Here is a 16,471-nt window from a genome sequence, read left to right on the forward strand (position 1 = left end):
ACCATGTAGGTGAGCGCCAGCGAGATCGCCACGCACGCCAGGGCCGCGACGACGGCCAGCGCCGGGTTCAGCCGCGAGGCCACGCCGCTCATCAGCCGGCTCAAGGTCAGCGCCACCCCGAGTCCGAACCCGACGCCCAGCACCACCATCAGCCAGGTTTCCTGCCGGCGCGATTTCAGCGGCGGGGGCGCCGCATCGACCGTGGGCAGCTGCTCGAGCGGCGGCAGTTCCATCGGCACGTGCACCGCCTGCGCCACCTCGGCGAGCTTCAGGTCGGTGTCGCGGCTGAACCCGGCGCTGGCCGTCGTCGCGGCCCTGGCGTGCGTGGCGATCTCGCTGGCGCTCACCTACATGGTGATCAACATCCGGGCGTTGCTGCACGACCGGTCGCTGCTGGACCGCTGGACGGGTGACGTGACGGCCGCGCTGCAGTCGGTCGTCGAGGAGCTGGTCGCCACCCGCGTGCTGGTCGCCGAGTCGGTGCTGAGCAAAGGGCTGCTGGCCCAGGACGAAGCCGAGAACGCCCAGGTGTCGGCCGCCGTCGGGGTCATCGACGCCGAACTGCGCGAGCACGCCCTGGCCGCCGCGCGGGCCGCGGCCGCGCGGGATCGGGAGATGCCGGCGGTGACGGCCGCGCTGGCGGCGGTGCGTGCAGAACTGGGAGAACCGGGTATACGAGAGGACGAAAGTCACGCCGAAGAGGGTGGCGCTGACGACACCGAAAAACCGGTTTCGAGGAGCGAAGATGGCGACCCGTCGGGACCTTCTGAATCGTTGTTGTGAGAAGGCTTATACCTGCCCGAGACTCACCCGACAAGATCCTCACGATAACCTGTAGTTAACGCCACCAATTCCTTAATTGTGTGGGCGAGAGCATAGCGAGCAGCACGAGCCCGATACGCAGAAGATCCAGGAGAGTTCGATGACCTCAGCGACCATTCCCGGTTTGGACACAGCACCCACGAATCACCAGGGCCTGCTGTCATGGGTGCAGGAGGTCGCCGAGCTCACCCAGCCCGACCGGGTGGTTTTCGCTGACGGCTCCGACGAGGAGTTCCACCGGCTGGCCGCCCAGCTGGTCGAGGCGGGCACGCTGAAGAAGCTCAACGAGAAGAAGCACCCCAACTCCTACCTGGCGCTGTCCGATCCGTCCGACGTGGCGCGGGTGGAGTCGCGGACCTACATCTGTTCCGAGCGTGAGATCGACGCCGGGCCGACCAACAACTGGATGGACCCGTCGGAGATGCGGTCCACGATGACCGAGCTGTACCGGGGCTGCATGCGCGGCCGGACCATGTGGGTGGTGCCGTTCTGCATGGGCCCGCTGGGCGCCGACGACCCGAAGCTGGGTGTGGAGATCACCGACTCGGAGTACGTCGTCATCTCGATGAAGGTGATGACCCGGATGGGCAAGGCCGCGCTGGAGAAGATCGGCGACGACGGGTTCTTCGTCAAGGCGCTGCACTCGGTGGGCGCACCGCTGGAGCCGGGGCAGAAGGACGTGCCGTGGCCGTGCAACGACACCAAGTACATCACCCACTTCCCGGAGACCCGGGAGATCTGGAGCTACGGCTCGGGTTACGGCGGCAACGCCCTGCTGGGGAAGAAGTGCTACTCGCTGCGCATCGCCTCGGCGATGGCCCACGACGAGGGCTGGCTCGCCGAGCACATGCTGATCCTCAAGCTCATCTCCCCGGAGAACAAGGCTTACTACTTCGCCGCGGCGTTCCCGTCGGCGTGCGGTAAGACCAACCTGGCGATGCTGCAGCCGACCATTCCAGGCTGGCGCGCCGAGACGCTCGGCGACGACATCGCCTGGATGCGGTTCGGCAAGGACGGCCGCCTGTACGCGGTCAACCCCGAGTTCGGTTTCTTCGGCGTCGCGCCGGGCACGAACTGGAAGTCCAACCCCAACGCCATGCGCACCATTGAGGGCGGCAACACCGTCTTCACCAACGTGGCGCTCACCGACGACAACGACGTCTGGTGGGAGGGCCTGGAGGGCGAGCCGCAGCACCTGATCGACTGGAAGGGCCGCGACTGGACGCCGGATTCCGGCGAGAAGGCCGCCCACCCCAACTCGCGCTACTGCACCCCGATGTCGCAGTGCCCCATCCTGGCGCCCGAGTGGGACGACCCGCAGGGCGTGCCGATCTCCGGCATCCTGTTCGGCGCCCGCCGCAAGACCACGGTCCCGCTGGTGACCCAGGCCCGCGACTGGCAGCACGGCGTGTTCATGGGGGCCACCATGGGCAGCGAGCAGACCGCCGCCGCCGAGGGCAAGGTCGGCACCGTGCGCCGCGACCCGATGGCCATGCTGCCGTTCCTGGGCTACCACGTCGGTGACTACTTCCAGCACTGGATCGACCTGGGCAAGAACTCCGACGAGTCCAAGCTGCCCAAGGTGTTCTTCGTCAACTGGTTCCGCCGCGACTCCGACGGCGGCTTCCTGTGGCCGGGCTTCGGGGAGAACAGCCGGGTGCTCAAGTGGATCGTGGACCGCATCGAGCATCAGGCCGGCGGCCAGGACACCCCGATCGGCATCGTGCCGACGGCCGACGACCTGGACCTCGACGGCCTGGACGTCGAGGGCGGCGACGTGGCCAAGGCGCTGGCGGTCGACCCGGCCGAATGGCGCGAGGAACTGCCCCTGATCGAGGAGTGGTTCGAGTTCGTCGGCGACAAGCTGCCCACCGGCGTCCGCGACGAGTTCGAGGCCCTCAAGCAGCGGCTGTCCGAAGCCGGCTGACCCACCCTCGGGCGTGGGCTGACCGATCAGCCCGCCAAACGCGAATCGGGGCTGGCCTTCTTTTCCGCGTACATCAGCTCGTCAGCGCGGGCCAGTAGTTCGTCCACGCCGGCGGTGTCGGAGACCGGTGCGCGCACCAGCCCGATGCTGGCCGACACCCGGTAGGGCCGATCCCCGGTCTTGTTGAAGTTCCCGAACGCCGCGGCGAGTCGCTCCTCGAGTGACGTTGTGCCGTCGCCGTTCTCGGTGACCATCACGCAGAATTCGTCGCCCCCGATGCGGGCCAGGATGTCGGACTCGCGGCGAATCGTCCGCAGCACATGGGCGACGTCCCTGAGCAGTTTGTCGCCCACCTCGTGGCCCTGCTCGTCGTTGACCTTCTTGAGGCCGTCGACGTCGAGGAAGGCGAGCACGCAGTTGTGGCCGAGGTGGTGGGCCCCACGGAGTTTCTGCTCGGCCAGCAGGTAGAAGCCGCGACGATTGTTCAGCCCGGTCAGCTCGTCGGTCACCGACAGCCGGCGGATCTCCTCGTTGGCGCGCTCCAGCGCGGCGGTGCGATCGCGCACCCGCTGTTCCAGTTCGGAGTACAGCTGGACGTTCTCCATGGCGATCGAGGTCGAGTCGGCCAGGGCCTGCAGCAGGTGCACCTCGTGTTCGGACGGCTGATGCGGGGCGGCCCAGTAATTTCCGATCGCGCCGATCGGATCGAGCTTGCGGATCGGCACCATCACCAGGCTCTTGACGAAGGTGGGGCGGTACAAGGTGTGCGGGATGCGCGAGTCGCGGTAGATGTCCGGGATGACCGCCGCGTCGCGGTTGAGCATCGCCCACCCGCTGATGCAGGACCTGATCGGTAAGCGGCTGCCCTTCCACAGCGGGGCGATCGCATCCTCGTCGGCGTAGTAGCACCGGTCGTCGTCCCGCAGCACGAACGTGGCGCCGTCACAGCCGGTGAGCTCCCGGGCCCGGGTGCGCACGATCCGCTGGATGTCGGGCAGGGTGCGCGCCAGCGAGAGCTCCTGAACCGCATGCACCAGGCGCTCCATGCCGTCGACGTAGTCGGACGGCGCGACCGCGGGGGCCGGCGGGGCAGCGGCGCATGCCGCGGGCTCGGATGCCTGCTCGGCGGTCATGCGCACCTCCGGTGCGAAGTGGCGTACCCGCCAAGGCTAACTTCCACGGCCAACGGCATTGTACTTAACTGCGTTATCGGCGGCGACTTTCCCGCGGGCGGCGGGCGGCGCCCAAAATGACCGGACGCGCGCATCGCGACGGCGCCGCGAGGGCGTCGGCCGGCGCCGCGAATCGCTTTGCTGGAGCGGGGGTGGCGCCGCAGCCGCCGACCACTTAACACCCGTCAAGTTTGGCGGCGGTACAGTCTGCGCATGCAGATCCGCCCGTATATCGGCGCCGACAAACCTGCTGTCATCCTGTACCCGTCCGGGACGGTCATCACCTTCGACGACCTCGAAGCGCGAGCCAATCGCCTGGCGCACCGGTTCCGCCAGGCGGGCCTGCGCGAGGGCGACACGGTCGCCATCCTGATGGAGAACAACGAGCACATCCACGCGGTGATGTGGGCGGCTCGTCGCAGCGGTTTGTACTACGTGCCGATCAACACCCACCTGACCGCGGCAGAGGCGGCCTACATCATCGACAACAGCAGCGCCAAAGCCATCATCGGCTCGGCGGCGCTGCGCGACACGCTTGCCGGCCTGGCCGAGCACCTCCCCGGCGGACTGCCCGAGCTGCTGCTGATCGCCGATGGCGACCTGCCGAATTGGGAGCGCTACCCGGAATGCGTTGCCGGACTGCCCGATACCCCGATCGAGGACGAGATCGAGGGCGACCTGCTGCAGTACTCGTCGGGCACCACCGGCCGGCCCAAGGGCATCAAACGCGAATTGCTGCACGTGCCACCGGCCGAGGCGCCCGGCATGATGTCGGCGCTGGTCAGTTTCTGGATGACGCCCGATTCGGTGTACCTCAGCCCGGCGCCGCTGTACCACACGGCGCCGTCGGTGTGGTCGATGAGCGCGCAGGCCGGCGGCATCACCACGGTCGTCATGGAGAAGTTCGACGCCGAAGGCTGCCTGGACGTCATCGCGCGCCACCGGGTCACGCACGGCCAATTCGTGCCGGCGATGTTCACCCGCATGCTGAAACTGCCTGAGCAGGTGCGTCATTCGTACGACCTGTCCAGCCTGCAGCGGGTGATGCACGCGGCGGCCCCGTGCCCGGTGGAGATCAAGAAGCAGATGATCGACTGGTGGGGGCCGATCATCGACGAGTACTACGCGTCCTCCGAGGCGCACGGATCGACGCTGATCACCGCCGAAGACTGGCTGGCCCATCCGGGCTCGGTCGGCAAACCCATGGGCGGCGCCGTGCACATTCTCGACGAGCACGGCAACGAGCTGCCGCCAGGACAGGCCGGCGAGATCTACTTCGAGGGTGGGTACTCGTTCGAATACCTCAACGACCCAACCAAAACCGCCTCATCGCGCGACAAGCACGGCTGGGCCACCGTCGGGGACATCGGCTACCTGGACGACGAGGGCTACCTGTACCTGACCGACCGGCGCCACCACATGATCATCTCCGGCGGGGTGAACATCTACCCGCAGGAAGCCGAGAACCTTCTGGTCACCCACCCGAAGGTGTTGGACGCCGCGGTGTTCGGGGTGCCCGACGACGAGATGGGCCAGCGGGTGGTGGCGGCCGTGCAGACCGTCGACGCGGCCGATGCCACCGACGAATTCGCCGACGAGCTGACCGCGTGGCTGCGAGACCGCTTGGCGCACTACAAATGCCCGCGATCGATCGCCTTCGAAGCGCAGCTGCCGCGCACCGACACCGGCAAGCTCTACAAGAATGGGCTGATCGAGAAGTACTCGGTGTGAGTCATGCTCCGGGTGGTCGACCTGTCGAGTGCGTCGCACGACGGCCCGGGGTCGCCGCCCGGGGTGATCGTCGCCGTCGGCTCGGCCGCTGACATCGATGCGGCCGAATCCTGGCTTGCGGCGGCAACTTTCACGCTGACCGAGGATCCCTGCGCCGACCGGCGGGTGGTCACCGTCGACTCGGTGTCGGCGACGGTGGACGAACTGGCGGCACGCTGCGATCGGTGGCCGCACGCCAGTGGGGTCTGTGACGACGTCCTGCGCGCGGTGGACCCACTGGGTCCGACGCTGTCCGGAGTGACGACCGAGTCGTTGGCGTACTCGACCCTGCAGGCCGGCCCGGAGTTCGCGCGGTGGCTGAGTGAGCGGGGCCCGGCATGCGTCCCCGAGATCGCCGACCCGGTGCGGGTGACGCGCGACGGCAACGTCGTGCGCATCGCGTTCAACCGGCCCCAGCGGCACAACGCGTTCTCCACCGATGCGCGCGCGGCGCTGTTGGAGGCCCTGGCCGTCGCGCAGCTGGATCCGTCGGTCACCGGCGTCGTGTTGAGCGGCAACGGCCCGTCGTTCTGCAGCGGCGGCGACCTCGCCGAGTTCGGCACGTTCGCCGACCCGGCGAGTGCGCACCTGGCCCGTACCCGCTACAGCCCGGCCCTGGCGCTCGACGCGCTGGCGGCCAGGCTCGGCCGGGCGTGCCGGGCCGAGGTGCACGGCCGGGTGATGGGCAGCGGACTGGAGATGGCGGCGTTCTGCGGGTGGGTCACCGCCCGCGACGACGCGGTGTTCGGGCTACCCGAATTGGCGCTGGGACTGCTTCCCGGCGCCGGCGGCACAGTCAGCGTCACACGGCGGATAGGCCGTTGGCGCACAGCGTATCTCGTGTTGTCCGGGCGCACCGTCGGCGTGCCGACCGCGCTGGAATGGGGGTTGGTTGACGAGGTTCAGAAACTCGAATAGGTGGTGGTGGTCGTGGACGGGATGGACGACACGATCGCCGCGAACATGGCGAACCACAGCACCACACCGATCACCGCCGCGACGGCACCCACGACCGCGCCGATGATGGCCCACTTCTTGGCGTTGTTGGACGCCTCCTGGGCCTCGGCGTAGCGGCCCTGGGCCCACAGCCCGGACACCTTAGTGGAGTGGACGATGGACACGATTCCGAACGGCAGGCAGCACAGCACCGTGACCAGGATCGCCCAGACCAGATAATTCTCGGGCTCCTGCCATCCCGGCTGGGGTGCCGGCCATCCGGCCGGCGGAGGCTGGCCCTGCCACCCGGGCGGCTGCTGAGCCTGCCATTCCGGTTGCTGGCCTTGCCATTCCGGTCGCTGCCCCGGCCATTCTGGCGAACCTCCGGGCGGCACGGGAGGATAACTCATGGCGGCTGCCTTTCCCTGTGGTTCCCTCGGTTGGCGAACAGCTTTACTGCCGTTCCGGTTCGCCGGCCGGAGAAGTCAGGCAAATATACTCCCAAACTTTGTTCCGGTCCGTGAGATTTGCGGGCCGGATCAGATCCCGCCCCGCGTCACCAGCTGGCGGGCGATCACGTTGCGCTGGATCTCGTTGGTGCCTTCGCCGACGATCATCAGCGGCGCGTCCCGGAAGTAGCGTTCCACGTCGTATTCGGTGGAATAGCCGTAGCCGCCGTGGATTCGCACCGCGTTCAGCGCGATCTCCATGGCGACCTCGGAGGCGAACAGTTTGGCCATCCCGGCTTCCATGTCGCAGCGTTCGCCGCTGTCGTAGCGCTCGGCGGCGTACCGGGTGAGCTGGCGGGCCGCGGTGAGTTTGGTCGCCATGTCGGCCAGGTAGTTGCCGATCGACTGGTGCTGCCAGATGGGTTGGCCGAAGCTCTCGCGCTGCTGGGCGTAGGCCAGCGCATCTTCGAGCGCGGCGGTGGCGACGCCCAAGGCGCGGGAGGCCACCTGGATGCGTCCGGTCTCGAGCCCCTTCATCATCTGTGAAAAGCCTTCGCCCGCAACGTCGCCCAGTATCGCCGAGCGGGGCACCCGGAAGTCGTCGAACGACAGCTCGCACGACTCGACGCCCTTGTAACCCAGCTTCGGCAGGTCCCGCGACACCGTAAGGCCCGGCCCGTGCTCGACGAGCACGATCGAGATGCCCTTGTGGCGGGGCGTGGCGTCTGGGTCGGTCTTGCATAGCAGCGCGATCAGCCCGGAACGGCGCGCGTTGCTGATCCAGGTCTTGGATCCGTTGATCACCAGGTGATCGGCGTCGTCGGGAGCCGCGGGAAGCGCGGTGGTGGTCATGTTCTGCAGATCCGAACCGCCGCCGGGTTCGGTCAGCGCCATGGTGGCGCGCACCTCGCCACTGGCCATCCGCGGCAGGTAGCTCCGCTTCTGCTCCTCGGTGCCGAACAGAGTCAGCAGCTTGGCCACCACGGTGTGGCCGCCCATCGCACCGGCCAGGCTCATCCAGCCGCGCGCCAATTCCTCGGTGACTCGCACGTAGCACGGCATGGAGACCGGCGACCCGCCGTATTCCTCCGGAACGGCCAGACCGTAGATCCCGATCCGCTTCATCTGCTCGATCCACGCCTCGGGGTAGGTGTTGGCATGCTCGAACTCGCGGATGCTCGGTTTGACGTCGCGGTCGATGAACGCCCGCACCGTGGCGACCAGCATCTCTTCTTCGTCGTTCACCTGTGATCACCTAACCGATTGCGCCGAACGTCGACTTGATGGGCAAAACCGTACGAATTGACGTCAGCAAGTCGACGTTGGGGGTTTGATCCGAATTGACCCTCGATTCCACAGCCTGCCAGCATGGGGCGTTGTGACGAGTGACGGGTATGCGGCAATCCGCGAGGGCGGGCCGTACTTCGACGACCTCTCGGTGGGGCAGGTGTTCGACTGGGCGCCGTCGATGACGCTGTCGTCCGGGTTGGCGGGGGCCCACCAGGCGATCGTCGGCGACCGGCTGCGGTTGGCGCTGGACGCCGACCTGTGTGCGGCGGTGACGGGCCTGCCGGCGCCGCTGGCCCATCCGGGGCTGGTGTGCGACGTGGCGATCGGGCAGTCGACGCTGGTGACCCAGCGGGTCAAGGCCAACCTGTTCTATCGGGGCCTGGTGTTTCACCGTTTCCCGGTGATCGGTGATTCCCTCTACACGCGCACCGAAGTGGTTGGGCTGCGGGCGAATTCGCCCAAGCCGGGGCGGGCGCCGACGGGGCTGGCGGCGCTGCGGATGATCACCATCGACCAGGCCGATCAATTGGTGCTCGACTTCTACCGCTGCGGCATGCTGCCCGCCAGCCCGGATTGGCAGCCCGAGGACGGGCCGCACGACGATCTGTCCGGCATCGGCGCCGACGTGCCCGGCCCGGCCCACGATCCGACCGCGCAATGGGACGGCGAGGTGTTCCGCAACAAGGTGCCCGGTCCGCACTTCGACGCCAGCCTGGCGGGTTCGGTGCTACACAGCACCGCCGACGTGGTGAGCAGTGCACCCGAGCTCGCCCGGCTGACCTTGAATATCGCTGCCACACACCATGATTCGCGAGTCGGTGGGCGTCGGCTGGTGTACGGCGGGCATACCATCGGGCTGGCCTTGGCGCAGGCCGGCAGGTTACTGCCCAATCTGGTGACGGTGTTGAACTGGCAATCCTGCGATCACACCGGGCCGGTGCACGAGGGCGACACCCTCTACAGCGAACTGCACGTCGAATCGGCCGAGCCCACCGGGCACGGGGGCGTGCTGGGACTGCGTTCGCTGGTCTATGCGGTCAGCGACACCGCGGCCGAGCCGGACCGTCCGGTGCTGGACTGGCGGTTTCACGCGCTGCAGTTCTGAGGCCGACGTGCGCCACGCGCACAATGGGGACGTGAGCTCGGCCGCCACCAAGTGGGGAAGTAGCGGGCTGGCCTATTTGACCGGCCTGCCCGACGGTCCCGCCGACTTCTCCCGCGCCAACCTGCTGACCCGCGCCGACGAGGTCGCGGCGGCCATCGGCGACAGGCTGGGCGTCGGTGTCGATGCGCCGAGCGTGCTGACGGGGCGGGCGGCGTTGCTGGGCTTGAGCCGCGCCGGGCGGGTGTCACCGGGCGGCGCCACGCGGCTGCTCGCCGCCCGGGATGGCTGGTGCGCGCTGACTCTGTCGCGCGCCGACGACCTCGACGCCGTCCCGGCGCTGCTGCAGGCCGACGACATGCCCGCCGACCCGTGGCCGGTGTTGCAGCGCTGGGCGGGCACCCGCCCGGTGGCCGAGATCGTCGAACGCGCGGGGCTGCTCGACATTCCGGTGGCGGGCCTGGGCGAGGCGGCGCCCGCGCCGCCGCGGATCCGCGTCCAGGGATCGCGGTTGGCGCCGCGCGGCCCGCAGGGGCTGCTGGTGGCCGACCTGTCCTCGATGTGGGCGGGTCCTTTGTGCGCGGGCCTGCTCGCGCGTGCCGGTGCGACCGTCGTCAAGGTCGAAAGCCCGCGACGTCCCGACGGCACCCGGGCCGGGAACCCGGCCTTTTTCGACTGGATCAACGGCCAAAAGCTCTGCTATGGAATCGATTTCGACACCCAGGCCGACGAACTGCGGGAACTGCTGGCCGCCAGCGACATCGTCATCGAGGGCTCGCGCCCCGCGACACTGGCGCGCCGGGGGCTCGGGCCCGAGGACATCACGGCGCGCGCCGGCCGAATCTGGCTGCAAATCACCGGATACGACGGCCACAGACCGGGATTCGGCGACGACACCGCGGTGGCCGGTGGGCTGGTCGGCACCGGCGCCGACGGGCCGGTGTTCTGCGGCGACGCCATCGCCGACCCGCTGACCGGGCTGGAGGCGGCCCTGGCGGTGGCCGAAGCCCTGGGCCGCGGCGGCGGCGAGTTGATCCGCATCTGCATGGCCGGGGTCGCCGCGACCTACGCGGCGCTACCGACCGGGCCCTCGGCATCGGGCGCACCCGTGTCGGCGCCGTCGGCCCCACCGGCAGCACCGCCGGCGTCCGGACTGGGCGCCGACAACGAGGCGGTGCGGCGCCTGGTCGACCAAAGGCGTTGCCTACCATGCTAATTCAGCGGGCCACCTTGCTGGACGGGAGGACAGCGGACATCCGGGTGGGCGCGCTGATCGAAGAGATCGCGCCGCCGGGTGGGGGCCTGGTGGCGCGCCCGGGGGAGGGCGTGCTGTACGCCCGCGGCGGCACCGTCCTGCCCGGCCTGCACGACCACCACGTGCACCTGCGCTCGGCGGCCTCGGCGCAGGATTCGTTTCTCGTCGGGCCGCCCGGGGTCAGCACCGAAACCGAGCTCACCCAATTGCTGACCAACGCCACACCGGGCCCCGACGGCTGGATTCGCGCTGTCGGCTACCACGATTCGGTGGCCGGAGAACTCGATCGGGGTACGCTGGACGCCATCGTTCCCCACATTCCGGTGCGCATCCAGCACCGCAGCGGGGCGCTGTGGATCCTCAATTCCGAAGCGCTGGGCCGGGTCGGCCTGTCCGAGCATCCCGACGGTCGGCTGCGCAGCGCCGACCGCGGCTGGTCGCTGGCCCTGCAGCGGCGCGAAACCGATCTGGCCGAACTGAGCCGCCGGATCACCGCGACCGGTGTCACCGGCGTCACCGACGCCACCCCGGACCTGGACGCCGACGACATGGCGTCGCTGACGGAGGCGCACCGGCGAGGCGAGTTCCGGCCCCGGCTGAGCTTCCTGTCACCGGGCAAGAAGATCCTGCACGACGACAGCCTGGACCTCGAGGCGCTCACGGAATGGGTTACGCACCAGCACGATAGCGGCCGGCCCGTCGCCGTGCACTGCGTGACCGCCGCCCAGCTGGTGGTGACCATCGCGGCCCTGCGCGAGGCGGGCGGCCACCCGCGGGACCGCATCGAACACGCCGCGGTGGTGCCCGACGACAATCTGGCCGACCTCGCCGAGCTCGGGGTCACGGTGGTGACGCAGCCCAACTTCGTCGCCGAGCGTGGCGACCAATACCTCGCCGAGGTCCCCGCCGCCGAACACGATCAGCTGTGGCGTGTCGCATCCCTGCGCAAGGCGCGGGTGCCGGTCGCGCTGTCCACCGACATGCCGTTCGGCCACGGCGATCCCTGGACGGCGATGCGCGCCGCGGTGCACCGCACCACGGTTCAGGGCGCCGTCCTGGGCCCGCGCGAATGCGTCTCGGCGCGAGAGGCTTTGACGATGTTCCTGGGCCGGGCCGATCAGCCGGGCCGGCCGCGCACCGTGGACATCGGGCAGCCGGGCGACCTGTGTGTGCTCAACGAACCGCCGCAGACGGCGCTGGCCGCCCTGGACGCCGGCCTGGTGGCGGCGACCGTCATCGGCGGTGAGCTGATCTACTTCGCGATGTGAGGTGCTGTCAGGTGGCCGGGCTGAGCGCGGCGCGCAGACTGTTGCATTGGCTGTCGAAAAACCGCCGCGACACTTGGGCTTTCGGCAACACCAGGTCGAAGCCGTGGAAGGCGCCCGGAATGGTTTCGACCTGGCACGGCACCCCCGCGGCGGTCAGGCGCTCGGCGTAGGCGAGGTCTTCGTCGTGGAACAGGTCGTGCGTGCCCACCCCGATCCAGGCCGGCGGCAATCCGCTGAGGTCGTCGCGGCGGCCGGGGACGGCCACCGCGGGGTCGGCGTTGCCGAGATAGGCCGCCCAGCCGAACTTGTTGCTGCGGTTGTCCCACAGCCGGTAGTGCGCCCGGGGTGCGGTGGCCGAACTGCGGTCGTCGAGCATGGGATAGGTCAGCAGCTGAAATGCCGGGCTGAGCTCGGCACGGTCGCGGGCCAGCAGGGCCAGGGCCGCCGCGAGGCCGCCGCCGGCGCTGGCGCCGCCGATGGCGATGCGGTAGCGGTCCACCGAGGGCAGCCCGGCCAGCCAGGTCAGCGCCGAATAGCAGTCTTCCAGCGGCGTGGGATACGGATGTTCGGGCGCCAGGCGGTATTCCACCGATGCGACGGTGATGCCCAGCCGCCTGCTGAAGCCGCTGCAGAGCTGGTCATCCTGCTGGGCGGTGCCGATCACGTATCCGCCGCCGTGGATCCACAACAGCGCGGGCGTGGTTTCGGTGACCCCGGCGGGCCGGAACAGCCGAACGCCGGCCCCCGAATCCAGGGTGACCACCTCGACCCCGGCCACGGGCTTGCCGAGGCGTCCCCGCCACGCGATCCCCGCCCGCATGAGCGGCAGGGTCCGGGGACCCACGAGCCGGCGTGGGGCGATGCGGACAAATCGTTGCAGGTCAGGATGAACATCGTTGTTCGTCACCGCATCAGTATCACCGACGCGAAAAATCATCAGGACGGCTGTGTGGCATCTGCCGCGCACGATTGGACGTCAGGAGGCAGCGTGACCGCCAATAACCCCCGGCTGGCTTCGCGGTTCGTCGATACGGTTCTCGGAACGCTGCACGTCCAGGTCAGCGCGGGCACCGGGCCCGCGGTCCTGATGTGGCCCAGCCTGTTGATGACGGGCGACCTATGGGCCGGCCAGGCCGCGCGCTTCGGCGACAGCCATCGGCTGGTGCTCATCGATCCACCCGGCCACGGCGGCAGTGCGCCGCTGCGCGCGATGTTCGACTTCACCGATTGCGCCCGCTGCGTCGTCGAGTTGCTGGACGGGCTCGACCTCGACAGGGCCCACTTCGTCGGCAACTCATGGGGCGGCATGATCGGCGGCACCTTCGCCGCCCGCTACCCCGACCGCCTCGACCGCGCGGTGCTGATGAATTGCACGGCCTCGAAAGCCCCTGTTGCGCAAAAGATTCAGTACGCCGCCATGCTCCGGTTGGCGAGGTTGCTGGGCGGCATCCGGCCGCCGCTGACCCGCTCGGCCGTCCGCGCATTCTTGGGCCCGACGACGCTGCGCACCCGCCCGGACGTGGTGGCGACCGTGCAGGCAGCCGTGCAGTCGGTGAACACCGATTCGGTGCGCTGGGCGGTGCGCAGCGTGGTGTCCGCCCGGCCCGACCAGCACGCCCTGCTGGCCGGGGTCACCGCCCCGGTGCTGGTGGTCGCCGGCGCGGAAGACGCCACCTTCCCGGTGGCAGAAACCCGCGCCATGGCCGACTCGATCCCCGGCGCGTCCTTCGCCGTGCTCGACCGGGTCGCGCACCTGGCGGCGCTCGAAGAGCCCGCGCGGGTCAACGAGCTGCTGGACGCATTCTTGTTCGGACACCGACGGTGAGGCAGCGGTAGTCGCCCGGACAATCAACCGAAATACCTCCGAAACACGCCCCACGTAGCTTCGGCAGCGAAGGGCCGATCGGGAGGCGACATGAAAGGTCTACATTGCGGGGCCGGCCGGATCCGTGGCGCCCCCACAGCGAAGCGGTGATCGCCGATGGCGTCGGCGCCGACGAAAACACACTGCCCTTACTGCTCCCTGCAGTGCGGGATCACCCTGGACACCTCGGGGGGTCAGGTGGCGCTCGCGCCACAAAACGACTTTCCGACCAATCGTGGCGGGTTGTGCGCCAAAGGCTGGACGGCCGCTGACCTGCTGGGCCATCCGGAACGTCTGACGCGCCCACTGGTTCGCGACGGACGCGGCTCACCGCTGCGCCCCGCCACCTGGAACGAGGCACTCGAAAAAGTCGTCGCGGCATTCCAAGACGCTCAGCGCCGGCACGGGCCGGACGCCGCGGGCTGCTTCGGCGGTGGCGGCCTGACCAACGAGAAGGCTTATCAGCTGGGCAAGTTCGCGCGCGTGGCGCTGCGCACCTCGGCGATCGACTACAACGGCCGCTTCTGCATGTCGTCCGCGGCCGCCGCAACGAACCGATCGTTCGGTATCGACCGGGGACTGCCGTTCCCACTGGCTGACATCGCCGGAGCCGACGTGGTCCTGCTGGTCGGCAGCAATCCCGCCGAGACGATGCCGCCGGCGATGCAGTTCTTCGAACAGGGACGGGCACGGGGTGCCAAGCACATCGTGGTGGATCCTCGGCGCACTTTGACCGCTGCTCGTGCCGACCTGCACCTGCAACCGGTCCCGGGCACGGACTTGGCCCTGGCCAACGGCATGCTCAATGTCGTTGCCCGCGAGGGTCTTATCGACGAGAAATACGTCTGCGAACGCACCACGGGATTCGAGGCGGTGCGCCGCGCCGTGCGCCTGTACTGGCCGGACCGGGTGGAGCGCATCACGGGCGTGCCCGAGAACGACATCGTGGCGGCGGCCCGGCTGCTCGCCAACGCCGGTCGCGCGATGATCCTCACCGCTCGGGGGGCCGAGCAGCACAGTTCCGGCACCGACACGGCGCAGGCGTTCATCAATCTCGCCCTGGCACTGGGGCTGCCAGGCCGTCAATACAGCGGTTTCGCCACCATCACGGGACAGGGCAATGGGCAGGGCGGTCGCGAACACGGGCAGAAGTGCGACCAGCTACCGGGTTATCGCAAGCTGGACGATCCTGTCGCTCGGGCCCACGTGGCGCAGGTATGGGGCATCAACCCCGCCGACCTGCCGTCCTCGGGCCGGTCGGCATACGAGATGCTCAGCGGCATCGGCAATCCCGGTGGCGTACGGGCGTTGTGGGTGCTGGCGTCCAACATCGCGGTGTCCGCACCGAACTCGACGTACGTCGCCGAAAAGCTGGCGGAGCTGGACTTTCTCGTGGTGTCTGACATTTTCCTGTCCGAGACCGCCGCGCTGGCCGACGTGGTGCTGCCCACCACGCAGTGGGCTGAGGAGTCGGGCACCATGACGAACCTGGAAGGGCGGGTGATCCTGCGTCGGGCGGCGGTTTCGCCGCCCGGGGAGGTGCGCTCCGATCTGGACGTGATGACCGATCTGGCAAAACGACTGGGGGCACAAGGCTTTTCGGCCGAACCCCAGGAGGTGTTCGAGGAACTGCGTCGGGCAAGTCAGGGCGGTAAGGCCGACTACAGAGGAATCAGCTATGAACGGATCGAGGCCCACGACGGGGTGTTCTGGCCTTGCCCGTCAGCGCTGTACCCCGACACGCCGCGACTGTTCGTCGAGGACTTCCCCACGCCCGACCGCAGGGCCCGCTTCCACGCGACCGAACAACGCGCCGCCGCCGAACTGCCCGATGACGACTACCCGTACTACCTGACGACCGGGCGAGTGTTGCGCCAATACCAATCCGGGACCCAAACCCGGCGCGTGGCACAACTTTCCGATGACGAATCCGAACCGGTGGCCGAGTTGCATCCCGCACTGGGTCGACGGATCGGAATCGCTGACGGCGACAAGGTCCGCCTCAGCACGCGCCGGGGTGAGGTCGTGATGAGAGCCCGCCTGGACGACAGCATTCGGCCCGACACCGTCTTCGCACCGTTTCACTGGGGCGGCGCGGGATGTATCAACCGGCTAACCAATCCGGCGCTCGACCCGCAGTCCCGCATGCCGTCGTTCAAGGTATGTGCGGTCGCCGTGTCCGCAATTCACGCGGGCCGATCGTTTCCAGGGAAGGAGATTGGCACATATGGGTGACGACAGCACGCCCCGATTCCTGCAGGGCGCCTTCGCGTTCGACGGCAAAGGCTACGACGCCCCGGTGCCGCTCGACGCGTCGATGCGCTACCTGGTGCCGGCGGGCGCGATCGCCCAGCCGGTGTATTTCCGCGGCGGCAACAGCACCGAGGAGCTGATCACCGTCGTGGTGATGCGCGACGGCGCCCCGATGCGCTACTTCCCGATCGGCGCCAAAGCCGCCGTACACGTGCCGCTGCGGGTCGTCGAAGACCTGCTCGCCGACACCGTGCTCGAGGTTTTCCTCGCCGCACCGGACGGCCTGAGCGGCACGGTGTTCGTCGACATCGGCCTGGTCGAAATCTAGCCCCCGCGAGGATCATTCATGACCGCACTCGTTCA

Annotated in this window: 13 protein-coding genes and 2 pseudogenes; 10 read left to right on the plus strand and 5 right to left on the minus strand. The window is 68.8% G+C overall.

Annotated elements, in window-relative coordinates; genetic code table 11:
* Positions 1-347: pseudogene (locus tag A5659_RS12180) on the minus strand (hypothetical protein); the annotation flags it as partial.
* Here A5659_RS12180 and A5659_RS12185 point away from each other — a divergent pair.
* Positions 271-783 (plus strand): annotated as a pseudogene (locus A5659_RS12185) (hypothetical protein); the annotation flags it as partial. The pseudogenes A5659_RS12180 and A5659_RS12185 overlap by 77 nt on opposite strands.
* A 139-nt stretch (positions 784-922) precedes the next feature.
* A complete protein-coding gene (locus tag A5659_RS12190; protein WP_067181339.1) occupies positions 923-2,749 on the plus strand; it encodes a phosphoenolpyruvate carboxykinase (GTP) in 1,827 nt (608 codons plus the stop codon).
* A 26-nt stretch (positions 2,750-2,775) separates the two neighbouring features.
* Here A5659_RS12190 and A5659_RS12195 read toward each other — a convergent pair whose 3' ends face one another.
* Positions 2,776-3,882, minus strand: coding sequence for a sensor domain-containing diguanylate cyclase (locus A5659_RS12195; RefSeq protein WP_067144582.1), 1,107 nt, complete (start codon positions 3,880-3,882; stop codon positions 2,776-2,778).
* A 252-nt stretch (positions 3,883-4,134) separates the two neighbouring features.
* On the opposite strand from A5659_RS12195, the gene fadD4 reads away from it, so the two are divergent.
* Both fadD4 and A5659_RS12205 read left to right on the plus strand, forming a co-directional pair.
* Positions 4,135-5,652 carry a fatty-acid--CoA ligase FadD4 gene (gene fadD4 / locus A5659_RS12200; RefSeq protein WP_067181343.1) on the plus strand — a complete coding sequence of 506 codons (1,518 nt, stop codon included), beginning with the start codon at positions 4,135-4,137 and terminating at the stop codon, positions 5,650-5,652.
* Positions 5,653-5,655: 3 nt separating this feature from the next.
* Positions 5,656-6,609 carry an enoyl-CoA hydratase/isomerase family protein gene (locus tag A5659_RS12205; protein ID WP_067181346.1) on the plus strand — a complete coding sequence of 318 codons (954 nt, stop codon included), beginning with the start codon at positions 5,656-5,658 and terminating at the stop codon, positions 6,607-6,609.
* On the opposite strand, the gene A5659_RS12210 is transcribed toward A5659_RS12205, so the two are convergent.
* Both A5659_RS12210 and A5659_RS12215 read right to left on the minus strand, forming a co-directional pair.
* The gene (locus A5659_RS12210) at positions 6,594-7,037 is read right to left on the minus strand and encodes a CD225/dispanin family protein (protein ID WP_066866041.1); all 444 of its coding nucleotides are present in this window, start codon (positions 7,035-7,037) and stop codon (positions 6,594-6,596) included. The two genes, A5659_RS12205 and A5659_RS12210, sit on opposite strands and share 16 nt — an antisense overlap.
* 129 nt (positions 7,038-7,166) lie before the next feature.
* Positions 7,167-8,321 carry an acyl-CoA dehydrogenase family protein gene (locus A5659_RS12215; protein ID WP_067181349.1) on the minus strand — a complete coding sequence of 385 codons (1,155 nt, stop codon included), beginning with the start codon at positions 8,319-8,321 and terminating at the stop codon, positions 7,167-7,169.
* Between the two features lie 133 nt (positions 8,322-8,454).
* Between A5659_RS12215 and A5659_RS12220 the strand changes: the two genes are divergently transcribed.
* From A5659_RS12220 to A5659_RS12230, 3 genes are read left to right on the plus strand one after another with little or no spacing between them, the layout of a single operon-like run.
* Positions 8,455-9,471 (plus strand): MaoC family dehydratase, encoded by a 1,017-nt coding sequence (locus A5659_RS12220; protein ID WP_067181352.1) that lies wholly within the window; start codon positions 8,455-8,457, stop codon positions 9,469-9,471.
* 31 nt (positions 9,472-9,502) lie between these two features.
* A complete protein-coding gene (locus A5659_RS12225) occupies positions 9,503-10,684 on the plus strand; it encodes a CoA transferase (protein WP_066876332.1) in 1,182 nt (393 codons plus the stop codon).
* Entirely contained in the window at positions 10,678-11,991 is a 1,314-nt protein-coding gene (locus tag A5659_RS12230) for an amidohydrolase family protein (RefSeq protein ID WP_066876334.1), read from the plus strand. Before A5659_RS12225 ends, A5659_RS12230 begins: the two co-directional genes overlap by 7 nt.
* 7 nt (positions 11,992-11,998) lie before the next feature.
* On the opposite strand, the gene A5659_RS12235 is transcribed toward A5659_RS12230, so the two are convergent.
* Positions 11,999-12,898: an alpha/beta hydrolase gene (locus A5659_RS12235; protein WP_067019493.1), complete on the minus strand. Its 900-nt coding sequence runs from the start codon at positions 12,896-12,898 to the stop codon at positions 11,999-12,001.
* Between the two features lie 180 nt (positions 12,899-13,078).
* Here A5659_RS12235 and A5659_RS12240 point away from each other — a divergent pair, with 180 nt between their 5' ends.
* The 3 genes from A5659_RS12240 to A5659_RS28150 all read left to right on the plus strand — a co-directional run bounded on the left by A5659_RS12240 (position 13,079) and on the right by A5659_RS28150 (position 16,436).
* A complete protein-coding gene (locus A5659_RS12240) occupies positions 13,079-13,816 on the plus strand; it encodes an alpha/beta fold hydrolase (RefSeq protein WP_066866059.1) in 738 nt (245 codons plus the stop codon).
* 156 nt (positions 13,817-13,972) lie between these two features.
* Positions 13,973-16,090 carry a molybdopterin oxidoreductase family protein gene (locus A5659_RS12245; RefSeq protein WP_067181356.1) on the plus strand — a complete coding sequence of 706 codons (2,118 nt, stop codon included), beginning with the start codon at positions 13,973-13,975 and terminating at the stop codon, positions 16,088-16,090.
* Positions 16,083-16,436: a molybdopterin oxidoreductase gene (locus A5659_RS28150; protein WP_066876340.1), complete on the plus strand. Its 354-nt coding sequence runs from the start codon at positions 16,083-16,085 to the stop codon at positions 16,434-16,436. Before A5659_RS12245 ends, A5659_RS28150 begins: the two co-directional genes overlap by 8 nt.
* The last annotated feature ends 35 nt before the right edge of the window (positions 16,437-16,471 follow it).

Source organism: Mycobacterium sp. 1165196.3, from assembly GCF_001673415.1.
Taxonomy (GTDB): domain Bacteria; phylum Actinomycetota; class Actinomycetes; order Mycobacteriales; family Mycobacteriaceae; genus Mycobacterium; species Mycobacterium europaeum_A.

Coding starts and splice junctions, on each gene's coding strand:
- A5659_RS12190 (WP_067181339.1), top strand. CDS start 923: ATGACCTCAGCGACCATTCCCGGTTTGGACACAGCACCCACGAATCAC.
- A5659_RS12195 (WP_067144582.1), bottom strand. CDS start 3,882: ATGACCGCCGAGCAGGCATCCGAGCCCGCGGCATGCGCCGCTGCCCCG.
- fadD4 (WP_067181343.1), top strand. CDS start 4,135: ATGCAGATCCGCCCGTATATCGGCGCCGACAAACCTGCTGTCATCCTG.
- A5659_RS12205 (WP_067181346.1), top strand. CDS start 5,656: ATGCTCCGGGTGGTCGACCTGTCGAGTGCGTCGCACGACGGCCCGGGG.
- A5659_RS12210 (WP_066866041.1), bottom strand. CDS start 7,037: ATGAGTTATCCTCCCGTGCCGCCCGGAGGTTCGCCAGAATGGCCGGGG.
- A5659_RS12230 (WP_066876334.1), top strand. CDS start 10,678: ATGCTAATTCAGCGGGCCACCTTGCTGGACGGGAGGACAGCGGACATC.
- A5659_RS12240 (WP_066866059.1), top strand. CDS start 13,079: ATGTGGCCCAGCCTGTTGATGACGGGCGACCTATGGGCCGGCCAGGCC.
- A5659_RS12245 (WP_067181356.1), top strand. CDS start 13,973: ATGGCGTCGGCGCCGACGAAAACACACTGCCCTTACTGCTCCCTGCAG.
- A5659_RS28150 (WP_066876340.1), top strand. CDS start 16,083: ATGGGTGACGACAGCACGCCCCGATTCCTGCAGGGCGCCTTCGCGTTC.